At 72.4% G+C, this 17,030-nt stretch carries 15 protein-coding genes and 1 pseudogene; 9 read left to right on the forward strand and 7 right to left on the reverse strand.

The annotated features are described in order from the left end of the window. Positions 1 to 207: 207 nt before the first annotated feature. Positions 208 to 2,130, reverse strand: coding sequence for a calcium-binding protein (locus BLW17_RS01760; protein WP_036733724.1), 1,923 nt, complete (start codon positions 2,128 to 2,130; stop codon positions 208 to 210). A gap of 242 nt (positions 2,131 to 2,372) precedes the next feature. Beyond that, positions 2,373 to 3,449 (reverse strand): helix-turn-helix transcriptional regulator, encoded by a 1,077-nt coding sequence (locus tag BLW17_RS01765; protein WP_036733726.1) that lies wholly within the window; start codon positions 3,447 to 3,449, stop codon positions 2,373 to 2,375. Between the two features lie 170 nt (positions 3,450 to 3,619). Between BLW17_RS01765 and radA the strand changes: the two genes are divergently transcribed. From radA to purF, 3 genes and pseudogenes are all read left to right on the forward strand, one after another. Next, positions 3,620 to 4,984: a DNA repair protein RadA gene (gene radA / locus BLW17_RS01770; protein WP_036702365.1), complete on the forward strand. Its 1,365-nt coding sequence runs from the start codon at positions 3,620 to 3,622 to the stop codon at positions 4,982 to 4,984. 59 nt (positions 4,985 to 5,043) lie between these two features. Beyond that, the gene (locus tag BLW17_RS01775) at positions 5,044 to 5,697 is read left to right on the forward strand and encodes a CvpA family protein (protein WP_036702363.1); all 654 of its coding nucleotides are present in this window, start codon (positions 5,044 to 5,046) and stop codon (positions 5,695 to 5,697) included. Positions 5,698 to 6,032: 335 nt separating this feature from the next. Further along, positions 6,033 to 7,487 (forward strand): annotated as a pseudogene (gene purF, locus BLW17_RS01780) (amidophosphoribosyltransferase); the annotation flags it as partial. 111 nt (positions 7,488 to 7,598) lie between these two features. On the opposite strand, the gene BLW17_RS01785 reads toward purF, so the two are convergent. Together BLW17_RS01785 and BLW17_RS01790 are read right to left on the reverse strand one after the other, a co-directional pair. After that, positions 7,599 to 8,930, reverse strand: coding sequence for a sensor histidine kinase (locus tag BLW17_RS01785; protein ID WP_074825998.1), 1,332 nt, complete (start codon positions 8,928 to 8,930; stop codon positions 7,599 to 7,601). An 11-nt stretch (positions 8,931 to 8,941) separates the two neighbouring features. Next, on the reverse strand, positions 8,942 to 9,595 hold the full coding sequence (locus BLW17_RS01790; RefSeq protein ID WP_036705463.1) for a response regulator transcription factor: 654 nt from the start codon (positions 9,593 to 9,595) through the stop codon (positions 8,942 to 8,944). Between the two features lie 146 nt (positions 9,596 to 9,741). On the opposite strand from BLW17_RS01790, the gene BLW17_RS01795 reads away from it, so the two are divergent. From BLW17_RS01795 to BLW17_RS01810, 4 genes are read left to right on the forward strand one after another with little or no spacing between them, the layout of a single operon-like run. Next, a complete protein-coding gene (locus tag BLW17_RS01795) occupies positions 9,742 to 10,008 on the forward strand; it encodes a PepSY domain-containing protein (protein ID WP_052172129.1) in 267 nt (88 codons plus the stop codon). Position 10,009: 1 nt separating this feature from the next. After that, a complete protein-coding gene (locus BLW17_RS01800) occupies positions 10,010 to 10,537 on the forward strand; it encodes a cytochrome b/b6 domain-containing protein (RefSeq protein WP_036736754.1) in 528 nt (175 codons plus the stop codon). Continuing rightward, entirely contained in the window at positions 10,534 to 11,250 is a 717-nt protein-coding gene (locus BLW17_RS01805) for a VIT1/CCC1 transporter family protein (protein WP_036705459.1), read from the forward strand. Before BLW17_RS01800 ends, BLW17_RS01805 begins: the two co-directional genes overlap by 4 nt. Positions 11,251 to 11,272: 22 nt before the next feature. Then, positions 11,273 to 11,944, forward strand: coding sequence for a tyrosine-protein phosphatase (locus BLW17_RS01810; RefSeq protein WP_197055316.1), 672 nt, complete (start codon positions 11,273 to 11,275; stop codon positions 11,942 to 11,944). Here BLW17_RS01810 and BLW17_RS01815 read toward each other — a convergent pair. Together BLW17_RS01815 and BLW17_RS01820 are read right to left on the reverse strand one after the other, a co-directional pair. Further along, complete coding sequence (locus BLW17_RS01815; protein WP_036736762.1) at positions 11,941 to 12,888, reverse strand: glycosyltransferase family 2 protein; 948 nt, start codon at positions 12,886 to 12,888, stop codon at positions 11,941 to 11,943. The two genes, BLW17_RS01810 and BLW17_RS01815, sit on opposite strands and share 4 nt — an antisense overlap. Before the next feature lie 638 nt (positions 12,889 to 13,526). Further along, positions 13,527 to 14,018: an ureidoglycolate lyase gene (locus tag BLW17_RS01820; protein ID WP_036734797.1), complete on the reverse strand. Its 492-nt coding sequence runs from the start codon at positions 14,016 to 14,018 to the stop codon at positions 13,527 to 13,529. Positions 14,019 to 14,134: 116 nt separating this feature from the next. Here BLW17_RS01820 and uraH point away from each other — a divergent pair, with 116 nt between their 5' ends. Both uraH and BLW17_RS01830 read left to right on the forward strand, forming a co-directional pair. Continuing rightward, complete coding sequence (gene uraH / locus BLW17_RS01825; protein ID WP_036734794.1) at positions 14,135 to 14,485, forward strand: hydroxyisourate hydrolase; 351 nt, start codon at positions 14,135 to 14,137, stop codon at positions 14,483 to 14,485. Between the two features lie 3 nt (positions 14,486 to 14,488). Next, the gene (locus BLW17_RS01830) at positions 14,489 to 15,709 is read left to right on the forward strand and encodes a urate hydroxylase PuuD (RefSeq protein WP_036734792.1); all 1,221 of its coding nucleotides are present in this window, start codon (positions 14,489 to 14,491) and stop codon (positions 15,707 to 15,709) included. A gap of 94 nt (positions 15,710 to 15,803) precedes the next feature. Here the strand turns inward: BLW17_RS01830 and BLW17_RS01835 are convergent, their stop codons facing one another. Continuing rightward, entirely contained in the window at positions 15,804 to 17,003 is a 1,200-nt protein-coding gene (locus tag BLW17_RS01835) for a calcium-binding protein (protein ID WP_052176493.1), read from the reverse strand. Positions 17,004 to 17,030: the final 27 nt, after the last annotated feature.

Genomic DNA, 17,030 nt, shown 5'->3' on the forward strand with positions numbered 1-17,030 from the left:
GTCGCGGCAAACTGGCCGCGGCGGACGGGGTTGGCAAGCCGACATTGGCGTGAGGCGGGGGCGAGGGCGCCTTCGCCCCGACACGACAAGGCGCGCGCGCCCCCATGCAGCGCGCGCGCCCGTCGAACGGCTGTCACGGGGCAACCCATGCCTGCCCCGCGCTGTCGCCGGGCCGCGCGGCTTAAGGCCCCGCGGCCCGGCGGGATCTCAGAGCACGAAGTCTCCGCTGGTATAGGCGCTCGCCACCACGGCGCCGTCGAGGATGCGGATCGTCATCTCGGCCACCGCATCGGCGTCGGTGTTGAAATAGACGAGCGTGTCGGTGCCGCTGGTCCCCGCCCAGGCGGTGCCGGCGCCGCCGGGGGCGGTGCCGCGCCAGGTGAAGCCCTGGTTTCCGGCGATCAGGTCGTTGGCGTCGATGGCCTGGACGTTGATCCGGTCGCCGCCCGCGACGCCGGCGCCGTCGAAGCCGTCGATCCAGTCGATGCCACCGGTGGTCGAATCGGTGGTGGCGAGGAACTGGAAGATGTCCTCGCCGATCCGGCCCATCAGCCGGTCCGACCCGTCGCCGCCCTGCAGCACGTCGTTGCCCGCACCGCCCACTAGGATGTCGAACCCGCCGCCGCCGCGCAGCACATCGTCGCCGCCGTTGCCCCAGATCCGGTTGCTGTCGCCCGACCCGATGATCGTGTCGTTCGAGCCCCCGCAGGTGACCCACTCGAAGCCCGTGAAGCTCTCCCCGGCCTGGTTGGTGGCCCCGCTCGCCATGTCCATGAAATAGGCATAGTTGCCGTTGCTGATGTAGAGCAGGTCCGTGCCGGCGCCGCCGTCCATCGTCTCGGTGCCCACCGGGGCGCCGGCCACCAACACGTCGTCGCCGTCTTCGCCCAGATAGGTGCCGAAGCCGCCCGAGATGATCCGGTCGTTGCCGGTGCCGCCCCAGATCGAGTTGACCGACCCGCCGCCGTTCAGCGTGTCGTTGCCGGCGTTGCCGCGGATGGTGTCGTTGTCCTCCTGTCCGAAGATGACGTCGCTGCCGTTCGAGCCGGCGATCAGGTCGGACCCGGTCCCGCCATACAGCGTGTCGCCGACGGTCGACCCGAGTTCGCTGGTCGAGGTCATGGCGTAGATCGAGTCGTTCCCGTCGTTGCCGTAGATGACGTCGGCGTCGAAGTTGCCGCCGATCAGGTCGCCGCCGCTGGTGCCATAGACGGTGTCGTTGCCCGCGCCGCCGTCCATCACGTCGCCGACCCCGTTGTCGCCGCCGCCGGCATCCAGCCGGTCGGCGCCATCGCCGCCCCACATCGTGTCGGCCCCGCCGTCGCCATAGAGCGAGTCGTTGCCGTCCCCGCCGTCGAGCGAATCATTGCCGCCGCGGCCGGCGAGCTCGTCGTTGTCGGCCTCGCCCAGCAGCGTGTCCGCGCCGAGCGAGCCGACCATGTCGTCGTTGCCGGCGCCGCCGTACATCCGGTCGGCATAGCCCGAGCCGTCGATATTGGCGGCGGTCATGGCATACATGCGGTCGTCGCCGCCACCGCCATAGAGAACGTCGGCCAAGAAGTTGCCGTAGATCGTGTCGGCCCCGTCGGCCCCGTAGATCGTGTCGTTCCCGTCGCCGCCGTCCATCAGGTCGCCCACGGCGCCCGCGTTCTGCAGCACGTCGTTGCCCAGCCCGCCGCTAAGCTGGTCATAGCCCAGCCCGCCATACAGGCTGTCGTTGTCGGCCCCGCCGTCCATCACGTCGTCGCCGTTGCCGCCGCTCATGTAGTCGGTCCCGGCCGCGCCGAGCATCGTGTCGGCGCCGCTCGCGCCATAGAGCACGTCATTGCCCAGCCCGCCGGTCATCCAGTCGCCGACGAACGACCCCGCCACATCGGTCGAGGTGTTGGCGTAGATGGTGTCGGCGCCGTCCCCGCCGTTGAGCGAATCGCCGTCCAGACCGCCGTTGATGATGTCGTTGCCCGAGCCCGCCACGACGGTGTCGGCGCCGCTGAGGCAGTTGATGATGTCGCCCGACCCGTCCGACAGCCAGAAGAGCGGCGAGAAGAAGGGCTGGTCGTCGGTGAAACCGATGACGTTCGACCCCGCGATGGCGGTGTCGTTGCCGTTGGTCCCGGTAAAGATGGCCATGAAACTCGTCCTCGATAAGGCCGGCGGGACGCAAGGCGCACCGCGCCGGCGGCATTGTACACGTCGGCCTCTCGCGGGGTGCGCGGATGCGCCGGCGGCTCTGCCGGCCCCTCGCGGGCCCCACGGGCCCACGGCATCAATCTACCACCGGGGTCGGGGGGCAGCGTCCCCCGTTCGGGGGATGGGCACGGGCCGAACGGGTGACGCGCTTTCGCGCGCCCCGCCCCCCCCCCGCGACCGGCTCACGCCTCGCGCGAGACCAGCGCCACGAGCTGCGCCTGCCGGTGGGTGTCGGTCTTCTGGAAGATCTGCTTGAGGTGATGCCGCGCGGTTTCGCGCGACATCCCCAGCGCCGGGGCCGCGTCGGTCAGCGAGCTGCCGCAGGCCAGAAGCGCGGTCAGCTCGGCCTCGCGCCGGGTCAGGCCGAACCCGTCCATCAGCGCGTGCGGGTCGCGGCTCGGCGGGTCGTCGCCCGCGGGGTCGAGCGTCACCAGCAGCGCCGCCGCCCCGTGCCAGCTCGTCGGCACCGCCTGCAGGCGTTGCTCGGGCAGCGCGGGGTCGCGCGGCCTCAGCGTCAGGTCCACGCCCCGGCCGAAGCGGGCGGCGAGGCCAATGCGGGCGCGGATGAACTCGGCATTCTCCCACCCCGCCAGCGACAGCCGCCCGCTCTCGCCGCCGGTCTCGCGCACCAGCGGCGGGTGGTGGGCGAGTGCGGCGGCATTCGCCTCGAACACTCCCTCGTCGGGGCCGATCAGCACCGCCGGCCCCGGCAGCGCCCCGAGCAGCGAGGGGCCCTGCGGCCGCGCCTCGGCGGTCGGGTCGCGCAGGCCCAGCGTCACGCTGCGCACCATGTGCGGGCGCAGCCGGTTGAGCCGCCCCACCGCCTCGCGCGAGAACCCGGCGGCGCCGGCCTCGCGCTCGAAGGTGAAGACGAACCGGCGGCCGTCCGGGGTCCGGTGCAGCGTCGCGGTCTGGTCCCAGAGGCCCAGCCGGTGCAGCGTCTCGACCGCCGGGCGGCGGGCGACGGCGGCGGGAAAATCGGCCTCGTGGACGAAGAGCGCGTCCCCCACCCGGTCGAGCCTCCCCGCGCACGAGGCAAAGAGCCCCGCCTCGACGAAGTCACGCAGGGCCCGTTCGGTCCGCCGGGTGGCGTAGAAGCTGGTGCCCGCCGCGCTGCCGGGGGCGGCGCTGTCCATGATCAGGCAGCCGCTGGCGAACCCGGTCGAGGCGCAGATCGCGGCAAGGATGTCCGGCCAGCGCTCGGGCTCGAGCGTCGCCTGATAGATCAGGTCAAGGATCGCCTCGGTCTGTCGTGACACGCGCGGCCCTCCCCGCGTCGGCAGCGTCCACTCGAGCCTTTAAATCGCACGCCAGTATAACGCGCGGATCACGGCCGCGGTCGCATCATTTTTGCGTCGGACGGTGAGGACGCGCGCCCCCTCGGCCGCGCCCATTGCCGCACCCCGCGCGGCCTGCCACAAGGCGGGCCATGGCCAAGCCCGTCACCGCCTTCACCTGCACCGCCTGCGGCGCCGCGCACCGCAAGTGGTCCGGCCGCTGCGACGCCTGCGGCGAATGGAACTCGATCGTCGAGGAGGCGCCGCTGAGCCAGGGGCCGGGCCGCGGCCTCGGCGCCCAGCGCGGCCGCGTCGTGGCGCTGAGCGGGCTCGCGGCGGACGAGCCGCCGCCGCCGCGCACCCCCTCGGGGATCGAAGAGCTGGACCGGGTGCTGGGCGGCGGGCTGGTGCCGGGCAGCGCGATCCTCGTCGGCGGCGATCCGGGGATCGGCAAGTCCACGCTGATGCTGCAGGCCGCCGCCGCCTTCTCGCGCAAGGGCGCCAGCGCCATCTATCTGTCGGGCGAGGAAGCCGGGGCCCAGCTCAGGATGCGCGGCCAGCGCCTCGGCCTCGCCGACGCGCCGGTGCGGCTGGGGACCGAGACGAGCCTGCGCGACATCCTGACCACGCTCGACGCCGAGCGGCCCGAGGTGGCCGTGATCGACTCGATCCAGACGCTGTGGAGCGACACGGTCGAGGCCGCGCCGGGCAGCGTCGGGCAGGTCCGGGCCGCCGCTCACGAGCTTGTGACCTTCGCCAAGCGCACCGGCGTCGCGGTCGTCATCGTCGGCCACGTCACCAAGGACGGCCAGATCGCCGGGCCGCGGGTGGTCGAGCACATGGTCGACACCGTGCTCTACTTCGAGGGCGAGCGCGGCCACCAGTTCCGCATCCTGCGCGCGGTCAAGAACCGCTTCGGCCCCTCGGGCGAGATCGGGGTGTTCGAGATGACCGGCGCGGGCCTCGCCGAAGTCACCAACCCCTCGGCGCTGTTCCTGTCCGAACGCGGCCAGCCGGTCGCCGGCAGCGCCGTCTTTGCCGGGATCGAGGGCACCCGGCCGGTGCTGACCGAGGTGCAGGCGCTGGTCGCGCCGTCGACGCTCGCCTCGCCCCGCCGGACCGTGGTGGGGCTGGACGGGGGGCGGGTCTCGACCATCCTCGCGGTGCTCGAGGCGCGCTGCGCGGTGCCTTTCGCGGGGCTCGACGTGTTCCTGAACGTGGCCGGCGGGATGCGGGTCGCGGAACCCGCCGCGGACCTGGCCATTGCGGCGGCGCTCTTGAGCGCGCGCGAGGATCATCCGCTGCCGGCCGAGACCGTCTTTTTCGGCGAGATCAGCCTCTCGGGGGCGCTCAGGCCGGTGGGGCAGGCCGAAAACAGGTTGAAAGAAGCGCGGAAACTTGGTTTTTCCCACGCGATGCTGCCCGCGGTCCAGAAGGTCGAGGGCGGCGAGGGGCTGACACTCTCGCGGGTGGCTGACCTCACGAGTTTCACGGGCGAGACGTTCGGGGCCGGCTGACCCCACGCCGCCCCCAAAGCACGGGCCGCGCGGGCGGTCCGCATCGAGGGCGGAGACACATGGACGGATTCACCCTGATCGACGGCATCGTCGCCGCGATCATCATCCTGTCGGCCATCCTGGCCTATTCGCGCGGCTTCGTGCGCGAATCGCTGGCGATCCTGGGCTGGATCGGGGCCGCGGTGCTGGCCTTCATCTTCGCCCCGGCGGTGCGGCCGCTGATCGCCCAGATCCCCTATCTGAACAGCCTGATCGCCGACAACTGCGAGTTGGGCACCATCGCCGGCTTCGCGGTGGTGTTCGCCCTGGCGCTGGTGCTCTTCTCGATCCTGACGCCGCTGTTTTCCTCGGTCGTTCAACGCTCTGCGCTGGGCGGGGTCGATCAGGGCATGGGCTTCCTGTTCGGCGTGGCGCGGGGCATCCTGCTCGTCGTGATCGCCTTCATCGTCTATGACCGGATCATGACGACCGAGCGGGTGGCGATGGTGGACCAGTCGCGCTCGGCGCAGGTGTTCCAGCAGATGAGCGGGCGGCTGAACCAGCAGATCCCGCAGGACGCGCCCGGCTGGCTGGCCGCGCGGTTCGAGCAGCTGGTGCGCGACTGCGGCCCGACCGCGACGGCGCCGGCCGCAGCGGGGACCTCGGCCGCGACCACCACGACGACGACCACGACCACCACGACGCCCGCGACCCCGGCCGCGCCGGCCAACTGACGGCGTTGCGCGCCCGCCCCGCGCGGCGGGCGTTGCGCCGGGCGTATGAACGGCGCGGGGCGGCACGGCGGAAATCCCCACTTTTGCCGGAAACGGCGATGCACGACCCGTTCGGGGTTCGTGCATCGTTCATGCACAGTTCATGCGAACGAGTCCCGCCGCCCCCTCCCCGTGCCCCGGCCCCCGGGACCATCGGATGCGGCGTCTGGCGGGCGGGGCGCCCTGACCCCGTGACTTTCCCGCGCCGAGTGCCTATCTCTGCCTCATCCCGACAGACCCTGTCCTGCCCTTCCCGACTCGGCCGCGCGTCCGGCCAGAAGCCCCGAGCCCCAGCCATGTCCCAGCAGCCTTTCCTCGCCGACCCCTTCGACAGCGACCGGCTGCACGAGGAATGCGGCGTCTTCGGCGTCAACGGCGTCGCCGAGGCGGCGAACTTCGTCGCGCTCGGGCTGCACGCGCTGCAGCACCGCGGGCAGGAGGCGGGCGGCATCGTCGCCTTCGACCCCGACAAGGGGTTCAACAGCGCCCACCGCTTCGGCTACGTCCGCGACAACTTCACCAAGGCCTCGCTGATGGAGACGCTGCCGGGCGAGCTCGCCATCGGCCACGTCCGCTATTCGACCGCCGGCGCCAAGGGGCCGGCGATCCGCGACATCCAGCCCTTCTTCGGCGAGTTCGCCATGGGCGGCTGCGCCATCGCCCACAACGGCAACATCACCAACGCGCTGGCGCTGCGGCGCGAGCTGATCGAGCGCGGCTCGATCTTCCAGTCCGGCTCGGACAGCGAATGCATCATCCACCTGATGGCGCGGTCGATCCAGCGCAACATCCCTGAGCGGATGAAGGACGCGCTGCGCCGGGTCGAGGGGGCGTTCTCGGTCATCGCCATGACCCGCACCAAGCTGATCGGGGTGCGCGACCCGCTGGGCGTGCGCCCGCTGGTGCTGGGCCGGCTGGGCGAGGGCGCCTATGCGCTCGCGTCCGAGACCTGCGCGCTCGACATCATCGGGGCCGAGTTCGTGCGCGAGATCGAGCCGGGCGAGATGGTGGTGATCTCGAAGGGCAAGGTCGAGACCTCGCGCCCCTTCGGCCCCTCGACGGGGCGGTTCTGCATCTTCGAGCACGTCTATTTCAGCCGCCCCGATTCGATCATCGGCGGGCGCTCGGTCTATGAGACCCGCAGCCAGATCGGGGTGGAGCTCGCCCGCGAGGCGCCGGTCGAGGCGGACCTCGTCTGCCCGGTCCCCGACTCGGGCACCCCGGCGGCGATCGGCTATGCGCGCGAAAGCGGCATCCCGTTCGGGATGGGGATCATCCGCAACCAGTACATGGGCCGCACCTTCATCGAGCCGACCGAGCAGATCCGCAACATGGGCGTGCGGCTGAAGCTGAACGTCAACCGGGCGCTGGTGCGCGGCAAGCGGGTGGTGCTGGTGGACGATTCGGTGGTCCGCGGGACCACGAGCCGCAAGATCAAGGACATGATCCTCGATGCCGGCGCGGCCGAGGTGCATTTCCGCATCGCCTCGCCCCCGACCGCCTGGCCCTGCTTCTACGGCGTGGACACGCCCGACCGCGACAAGCTGCTGGCCGCGCACATGACGCCGGACGAGATGCGCGAGTGGATCGGGGTGGACAGCCTCGCCTTCGTCTCGCTCGACGGGCTTTATAGGGCGGTGGGCGAGGCCAAGGGGCGCGATGCCCGGGCGCCGCAGTATTGCGATGCGTGTTTCTCGGGCGATTATCCGGTGGCGCCGTTCGACCAGCTCGAACGCGGGTTCCGCATGAAGCAGGACCCGATGTCGGGCGATTGCGAGGCGGAAGAGGACCAGTCGGGCTACGAGCCGCTGGACCACACGCTCAGCCCCAACAGCGCCACCCGCGCCGCCGAATAGGCCCCCTCAGCGCGACCAGTCGAGGACGGCGGTGGCCACGCCCCCGGCGATGCCGGTGGTCAGCCGCGCGCCGGATTGCTCGGCCAGCTTGGCGGCGATGGTGAGGCCGAGGCCGGTGCCCTCGGACGCCGGGTCGCGGTCGAGCCGGCCCATGCGGAACCGCGCCCCGGGCCCCACCGGGTTGGTCACCGTCAGCCGCGGTCCCGCCGCGAGCGTGACCCGGACCGGGCCGGTCCCGTGGCGCAGCGCGTTCTCGGCCAGGTTGCGGATCAGGATGGCGATGCCGTCGGCGTCGCCCTCGACCACCGCGGTCTCGAGGTCGCCGTCATCGTAGGCGAGCGGCCGCCCCGGCAGCGCCGGCAGATCGTCGAGCGCCATCGGCACCAGCGCTGCGAGGTCCACCGGCCCGCGCGCCAGCCCGATCCCCGATTCGGCGCGGGAAAGCTGCAACAGCCGCTCGGTCAGCGCGGTGATGCGGTCGAGCGCGGCGACGATCCGCCCGGCGTCGGCCGCGACCTCGGGGCGGCGGGCGAGCAGCTGCGCCTCGGCCCGCGCCGCGGCGACGGGGGTGCGCAGCTCGTGGGCGGCGTGGGCGGCGAAGTCGCGCTCGGCGGTCATCAGCCCCTGGATGCGGGCGAGGTAGCGGTTGAGGTTGGCCGCCACCGGCGCCAGCTCCGCCGGCAGCCCGGCGCTGTCGAGCGGCGCGAGGTCAGCCGCATCCCGCCCCGAGAGCGTCGCCGACAGCGCCGCCACGGGCCGGAGCGCCTGCCCCAGCGTGCGCCGCACCGCCCACATCAGCGCCAGCGCCACCGGCAGCATGGCGGCGAGGAGGCCGCGCAGGCTCTCGATCAGCTCGTGGCGGCGCAGCGCCAGCGGCTCGCCCAGTTCGAGGCGGCGGCCGTCTTGCAGCGTCACCCCGGCCACCACCCAGCCGCCGCGCCGGGTGATCTCGGCCTTGCCGGGGGGCGTGGCGGGGCCGGGCGCGGGGGGCCAGGGCGGCGCGGGAGGCCCCGCCTGCCGGGGCGCTGCCCCGGACCCCGGGATATTTGGGTGCAAGGAAGAGGGGGGGATCAGGGCGAGGAAGCGGTCGTCGCTCGGCAGCGCCGGCAGCGCCGCGCCGTTGGCCGCCATCGCCGCGAGGAGCTGCGCCTCGTGCCCGAGCGCGTCGTCCAGCGTCTCGCCCGTCTCGTGGTCGAGGACGGCGATGGCCACCGCCACCGCGAGCAGCCAGCCTGCGCCGGTCAGCGCCAGCACCCTGAGCGAGAGCCGCCGGGTCAGGCTGTAGCCGGCCGGCGCGCGGGGCGGCGTGGGCTGGGCGGGGGCCCGGGCGGGGGGCATGGCGGGGCCGCTCACGGGATCAGGTAGCCGAGGCCGCGGCGGGTCTCGATCACCCCCTGCCCCAGCTTGCGGCGCAGGCGGCTGACGTAGACCTCGACGGCGTTGCCCTCGATCTCGGCGTCGAAGGCAAACAGCGCGTCCTCGAGCGCGGGCTTGCCCAGCACCCGCCCGCGGGCGCCGAGCAGCGTGTCGAAGAGCGCCCATTCCCGCTGGGTCAGCCGGACCTCGGCGCCGCCGGCGTGGACCCGGCGGCGGGCGCGGTCCACGGTGACGCCGCCAAGGTCGATGACGGTCGCCGGGCTGTCCTGCCCGCGGCGGGCATTGGCGCGGATGCGGGCGGCGAGCTCCTCGAGGTCGTAGGGCTTGACGACGTAGTCGTCGGCGCCCGCGTCGAGGCCCGCGATGCGGTCGCTGATCTGGTCGCGGGCGGTGGCGATGACGATCGGCGTGCGGTCCTGCGCCGCGCGGCGGGCGCGCAGGAACCCCAGCCCCGAGCCGTCCGGCAGCCCGAGGTCGAGCAGGATCAGCGCATATTCGGCCACCGCCACGGCATCCTCGGCCTCGGCCAGGGTGGCGGCGCGGTCCACCGCATGGCCCTGCGCGGTCAGGTGGCGGGCCACGGCCTCGGCCAGGGGCGCGCTGTCCTCGACGATCAGAAGGCGCATGAGGGGGTCCTTTCGGCGTTGGTCTGCGTGGGGGTTGCGGCGGGGGGCATCCTGCCCCGCGCATCCTGCATGGCGTCGCAAGCTGACCGCAAGCTGACCGGGGCAAACACCCCCCATCGCAACTGCATCTTCACGGGAGACATCCGATGCGTCTGACGATTGCCGCCGCCGCCCTGATGGGCCTGACCGCCCTGACCCCCGCCTTCGCCGCCGAGGTCGAGTGCAAGCAGCCCGAAGCGAGCTGGAAGCCCGTCGAAGAGCTGAAGACCAAGCTGACCGCCGAGGGCTGGACGATCAAGAACGTCAAGACCGACGAGGGCTGCTACGAGGTCTATGCCACCGACAAGGACGGCAAGAAGGTTGAGGTCTACTTCGACCCGGTCACCTTCGAGCCGGTCGGCGAGGACAGCTGAGATGGCCGCCGCGACCACGCCGATGGTTCCCGTCTGGGACCGCTTCGTCCGGGTCTTTCACTGGTCGCTGGTGGGGCTGATCGCCGCGGCCTGGCTGACCGAGGACGCCAAGCGGGTCCACATCTGGATCGGTTACACGGTTCTGGCGCTGGTCGCGGCGCGCCTGGTCTGGGGCGTCGTCGGCAGCCGCCACGCGCGGTTCGCCGACTTCGTCGCAGGCCCGGCCCGGGTGCTCGGCTATCTGCGCGACCTCGTCCGTGGGCAGGAGCTCCGGTACCTGGGCCACAACCCCGCCGGCGGCGCGATGATCGTCGCGCTGCTGGCCACGATCCTCGTGACCTGCATCTCGGGCTGGCTGATGGGCACCGATCGGTTCTGGGGTTCGGAGCTGATGGAAGGCATCCACGAGACCGCCGCCACCCTGATCCTGGTGCTGGTGGCCGCCCACGTCGCCGGGGTAGTGTGGGAATCGCTGCACCACGGCGAAAACCTGGTGCGGGCCATGATCACGGGACGGAAACGCGCATGACGGAATACTCGCAGGACGCCTCGGCCCACCCCGAGGCGCCGCACATGATCAACCGGGCCAACTGGCTCAGGGCGGCGGTGCTGGGGGCGAACGACGGCATCGTCTCGGTCAGCGCGCTGATCGTGGGCGTGGCCGCCGCCGACCCCTCGCCGCAGGCGATCCTGATCGCCGGCGCCGCGGGGCTCGCCGCGGGCGCCATGTCGATGGCGGCGGGCGAGTATGTTTCGGTCTCGAGCCAGTCCGACATCGAGCGCGCCGACCTCGACCGTGAGCGCACGGCGCTGGCCGAGATGCCGGACCAGGAACTCGCCGAACTCGCCGCGATCTTCGAGAGCCGCGGGATGACCGCCGCCACCGCGCTGCAGGCGGCGCGCGAGGTGACGCTGCACGACGCGCTCGGCGCCCACGCGCGCGAGGAACTGGGGCTGCATGACGTGAACCAGGCCAATCCGCTGCAGGCGGCGCTGGCCTCGCTGGTGACCTTTGCCATTGCCGCGGCGGTGCCGCTGGCGGCGGCGGTGCTGGCGCCGGCCGGGATGGTGATCCCGGTGGTGCTGGTCGTGACGCTGGTCGCGCTGGCGATCCTCGGCGCGGTGGGGGCACGGGCCGGGGGCGCGCCGCTGTTGCCGGCGACGATCCGGGTGCTCGTCTGGGGCGCCTTCGCGATGGCCGTCACCATGGGGGTGGGCCGGATCTTCGGCATCTCGGCATGACCCTGCGCACGAGAGGGTGCCCGTGAAGGGGCTCGCCACCCGGGCCGGAATGCTGGTGCTGGCCGCGCTGATGCTGGCCGTGGGCTGGTTCGGCGGGCTCTACCAGTCGGGCAACTACCACGCCGTGCTGCCGGGCGAGCTCTACCGCTCGGCCCAGCTCAGCGGCGAGGAGCTGAGCGACCGGATCGCCCGCGACGGCATCCGCAGCGTGCTGAACCTGCGCGGCTCGAACCCCGGCGCGGCGTGGTACCCGCCCGAGGTCGCCGCCGCCTCGGCCGCAGGCGTGGCGCATTACGATGTGCCGCTGCTCTCGTCGCAGTCGCTGAGCCGGGCGGATGCCGAGCGGCTGGTGGCGCTGATGCGCGACGCGCCGAAGCCGCTGCTGGTCCATTGCGAGGGCGGGGCGGACCGCACCGGGCTGGCCACCGCGCTCTATCTCGCAGCGACGGGGCATCCGCTGGATCAGGCGGCGGGCCAGCTTTCGGCGCGCTACGGCTTCGTCGGGATCGAGGGGGTCACGCGGCCCTGGCCGATGTGGGAAAGCTGGGAACGGCTCGGCCCGGCGCTGGCCGGGTCGGCGCAGGTCGGGGCGCACGATGCCGACGTGGCGTCCTCCGAGCCAGTTGAGGGGGCGGCCGACCCGGCCCCGCCGCCCGCGCCGGCTGAGGGCGGCGACGGCACCGGCGGTGCCTAGACCAGCGCCTCGATCAGCGCGCCATAACGACGCTCGGTCTCGGCCTGCGCCTCGGCCACGCCGGGCAGCGCCAGAAGCCGGGCGTATTCGGCGCGCAGCCGGTCGCCGTGGCGGGCCGCGAACCCGGTATCCTGCACCCGCAGCCGCGCCAGCCGGTCGAAATACATCGTGTCGTGGCGGGTGTTCGCCTCGCTCACCGGCCGCGCGCCGCGGCCGCGCAACTGCCGCAGGCAGTAGGCGGCGAGCGATTTCACCGCGTAGTGATTGTAGTGCGCGAGCCCGTGGCGGATGTCGGCCACCGGCAACCGGCGCAGGTTGCGCCACAGGTGCGGGTCGTCGCCCGGCAGGGTGAACCGCGTCCCGTCCCCCCGCATCACCGTCAGCGGCGCCGCCCCGGAGTAGGCGGTGACGCTGTGGTTGTGGATGGCGCCGAACCGGTCGAGCCCGCGGGCCAGCGACTTGACCGGCGCGTTGTGGGCCGAGCGCGCGGCGGCGCGGCGGGTGAACTGCTCGGTGACGAGGCCCGGATGCCAGAGCGGATCCTCGGTCGAGCCGAAGGTGTGGGGGTTGAGGATGATGATGTCGGCATCCGCGCCCGCCGCGTCGGTCAGGTCCTGCACCCGGCCCGCGCCGGTGGTCACGTCGAGGAACTCGTCGGCGTCCAGCACCATCAGCCACTCGGCGCGGTCGAGCCCGTGCGCCTTGCGCATCGCCGCATAGGCGGCGTGCTGGGGGATGTCGCGGGGCGCCAGCGTGCTGCGGTGGTGGGTGACGGCGCCGGCCGCGTCGAGCGCGTCGAGCACGAGGTCGGTCCCGTCACGGCAGTCGTTCGAGGCGATGAACAGGCGGTCGAAGCCGATGGCGCGGTGGTGGGCGACGTATTCGAGGACATAGGGCCCCTCGTCCCGCATCGACGAGAGCAGGACGTGGCCGAGCCCGCTCACGCGCCCGTCCCCGGTCGGGGGCCGGCGGGGCCGCGCGAGACGGGACGGGAGGGGCGGCGCATGGCGGTGGTCCGGCTGGGGGCGGGCGGGGTGGAGAGGGAGGTAAGGCCGGGCGGACGGCGGGGCAAGGGGCGGGGGATGTTGGGTGGGAGATGGAGATGCGCGGGGTGCCGCGCTTTGTCGCCACGGGGTGCGCCTTGCTCCGGTGCCACCCTCCGGGCGGCGGCCTAGCGGTTAACATTGAAGGGCGGAAGTGTGGCGAGGGGCGCGAGGGCCAATCGGACGGAACGGCAGGCGGCGCGGGCCGGGACGCAGTGAAACGCCGGCCTGTTGTGGGACACAGGGGCCGTCGGGGGGCGCGGGCCCTCGCGGCGATTTCGAGGGCCGGGTGGTCGCGTCGATGGTTTAGGGGTGCGGACTGCTGCTGCACCCCTCCGACGCGCCTAGCCCCTCTGCGCCGCTCCATTGCTCTCAGCCCCGCCCCACCCGTCCAGTCGGCGTCGTAACTTGAGGTCAGGCCGGTCGCGCGGCGTTGAGAGGTCGGCAGGGCTGGGAGACGGCAGGGCAAATGCCGGAGGCAGGGAGGCCGGGTCACGCAGAGCGATGGGGGCGCTGGGGCGCAGGCTGCTGCACCCCCCCTACCCCGCCACCACCGTCCAGTCGGCGTCGTAGCGGTATTCCTCGAGGTTCGGGCCGTCGCCGCAGCGGTCCACCACCGCGAACAGCCCCGGCTCGGCCAGTGGCGTCAGCACCCCGTGCCATGCCCGGCGCCGCAGGTTGATCCCCTGCCCCGGCGCGGTCAGGAACGCCTGCGGGCGGCCCGGCACCCCGCCCTCGTCGGGGGCCACGATCACCAGGAACGGGTGCTCGGTCATCGGCAGGAACGCCTGCGAGCCGAGCGGGTGGCGCTCGACCAGCCGGAAGGCATAGGGCAGCGTCACCGCGCCCGAGCGGAAGAGCGACAGGCCGACCGGCTCGGCATCCAGCCGGGCGCGGTCGTGCCAGCGCCCGCAGCGCCCCTCGTTGATGATCCGGTCGGGCGCGCCCGCCGTCTCGAGCACCTCGCCCCAGGGGGCGAAGGCGGCGGCGGTCAGCGGGGCGGCGCGGAGTGTGCGGTCGGGGGGCGTCATGCGCGGTCCTTGTCCATTCTTCGCCGAAACGAGAGGCTGAATGTCGTTTCGCAATATTGTCTGCCCGCCATCCTGCGGTATCACCGGACCAGATACCATGCTTGAACGGGGGGCTCATGCCCGGTTTTCTGACCACCCACGTGCTCGACACCGTCGGCGGACGCCCGGCGGCGGGGATGCGCATCACGCTCTACGCGCTCGACGGTGAGCGGCGGCAACTGGCCGAGGTCGTGACCAACGCCGACGGGCGCACCGACGGCCCGATCCTGCCCGAGGCCACCTTCCGCACCGGCCGCTACGAGCTGGTGTTCCACGTCGGCGACTGGCTGGACGCGCAGGGGCATCAGGCGGCCGGGCCGCGGTTTCTCGACGAGGTGCCGATCCGCTTCGGGATGGCCGAGGACGACCACTACCACGTCCCGCTGCTCGTCTCGCCCTACGGCTTCTCGACCTACCGGGGCAGCTGACGCATGGACCCGATCATCCTGCACGACTGGGCGGCGCTGGCGATCCGCTGGCTGCACGTCGTCACCGCCATCGCCTGGATCGGCTCGTCCTTCTACTTCATCGCGCTGGACCTGGGGCTGCAGAAGGCGCCCGGCCTGCCCGAGGGCGCCCACGGCGAGGAGTGGCAGGTCCACGGCGGCGGTTTCTACCACATCACCAAGTACCTCGTGGCGCCGGCGCGGATGCCCGAGCACCTGACCTGGTTCAAGTGGGAGAGCTATGCCACCTGGCTGACCGGCCTCGCCATGCTCGCCGTGCTCTACTGGGCGCAGAGCGAGCTGTTCCTCATCGACCCCGCCAAGATGGAGCTGGCGCGCTGGGAGGCGATCGCGATCTCGGCCGGCTCGCTGGTCGTGGGCTGGGTGATCTACGACACGCTCTGCAAGAGCCGGCTGGGCGAGAACCCGACCACGCTCATGCTGCTGCTGTTCGTGCTGCTGGTGGCGATGGCCTGGGGCTATGACCAGGTGTTCACCGGGCGCGCCGCGCTGCTGCATCTGGGCGCCTTCACCGCCACGATCATGACCGCGAACGTGGCGATGGTCATCATGCCGAACCAGCGCATCGTCGTGCGAGACCTCAAGGCGGGGCGGCGGCCGGACCCGAAATACGGCAAGATCGCCAAGCTGCGCTCGACCCACAACAACTACCTGACGCTGCCGGTCGTGTTCCTGATGCTCTCGAACCACTACCCGCTGGCGTTCGCGAGCCGCTACAACTGGCTGATCGCGGCGCTGGTGTTCCTGATGGGCGTCACCATCCGGCATTTCTTCAACACCAAGCACGCCCGCAAGCCGTGGCCGTGGTGGACCTGGGGGGTGACGGCGCTGCTGTTCGCGGCGGCCGTGTGGCTCTCGTCGCTCGGCACCCAGCGGCTGCCGGACGAAGAGCGGCTGACCACCGCGCAGGCGCGGCTGATCGAGGACCCGCATTTCGACGACGTGCGCAACATCGTGCTGGGCCGCTGCTCGATGTGCCACGCCGAGACGCCCGGCTGGCCCGGCATCGCCACCGCGCCGCGTCGGATCGTGCTTGAGACCGACGCCCAGATCGCCCGAACCGCGCGGGACATCCTGACGCAGGCCGGGCTGACCGACGCCATGCCGCCCGGCAACGTGAGCTTCATGGAGCCCGCCGAGCGCGCCGTGATCCGCGCCTGGATCGACAGCGCCGGGCGGGGGTGAGGCGCCGGGCGCGCGGCTGGGCCTCGGTCCGGGCGCGCCGGGCCGGAGCGGGGGCCGACGCGCCGTGCGTCCAGCCCCGCCCGCGGCCCTCCGCTCAGATCAGGAAGAAACTGTCGCGGAACTCGTCGAGCGTGACCCCGGTCACGATCAGGTCGTTCGCGCCGGCCCCGTCCACCATGATGCCGTTTCCCCACACGCGGCAGGCGGCCAGCACGTCGGCGCGGCTGGCCAGGCCCAGCGCGTCGGCGTCGAGCGCCACGCGATCGACGCCGTGCTGAAAATCCAGCACCACGTCGCGCCCGCCGGTGAAGACGAAGCGGTCGGCCCCGGCCCCGCCGGTCAGCCGGTCGTCGCCCGCCCCGCCCGCCAGCGTGTCGTTGCCGCCGTTGCCCCAGAGCGTGTCGTTGCCCGCTAGTCCGTCGAGCCGGTTGGCGCCGCCGTTCCCGGCCAGCCGGTTGGCGCCCGAATTGCCGGTCCCGGCGAGGTTCGCGGTCCCCTCGAGCGTCAGGTTCTCGAGATGCGCGCCGAGCGTCCAGCTGACCGTGCTGCGCACGCTGTCGGTGCCGCCGCCGGCGAGCTCCACCACCGTGTCCCCTTGCGTGACCACGTAGCTGTCGTTGCCGCCCAGCCCGACCAGCCGGTCGCGCCCGAGGCCGCCGTTCAGCACGTTGGCGCCGTCCGTGCCGGTCAGCACGTTGTCGAGCGCGTTGCCGACGCCCCAGGCGGCCGCGCCGGTCAGGCTCAGCCGCTCGATCCCGTCGCCGAGCCGATAGCCGGTGGCGGCGAAGACGTGGTCGGTGCCGGCACCCGGCGCCTCGATCACCACGTCGCGGCTGTCGTCGACGATGTAGCGGTCGTTGCCGGCGCCCCCCTCCATCCGGTCCACGCCGGCGCCGCCGATCAGCAGGTCGTCGCCGCCATTGCCCAGCAGCGTGTCCGCCCCGGTCAGCCCGATCAGCGTGTCGTTCCCGCCGCTGCCCGAGATCCGGTCGGCGCCGCGCAGCACGTCGCGCAGGATGCCCTCGATATCACCCTGGTCCATCATCTGGACGAAGCGGTAGGCGTCGAGGTTCAGCCCCGTCGCCGTGTAGGACACCGCGCCGCCGACGGTCTGCGTCACGCTGGTCAGCTGGCCGTAGACGCCATAGGCGTCGAAGGTGAAATGCCCGCCGTAGCGGGTCACGACCTGCCCGGCGGTGATGGTGATGTGGGTGCTGCCGTACGAGGTCAGCGCTCCGTAGGAGATGCCGAGGTTGCTCATGTCCGCGGCCATGCGGATGTCGATGTTCGCCATGTGCGAGGGTACCTTTTAAGAACGCGC

Origin of the sequence: Paracoccus sanguinis, assembly GCF_900106665.1 — a bacterium.
Lineage (GTDB): Bacteria > Pseudomonadota > Alphaproteobacteria > Rhodobacterales > Rhodobacteraceae > Paracoccus > Paracoccus panacisoli.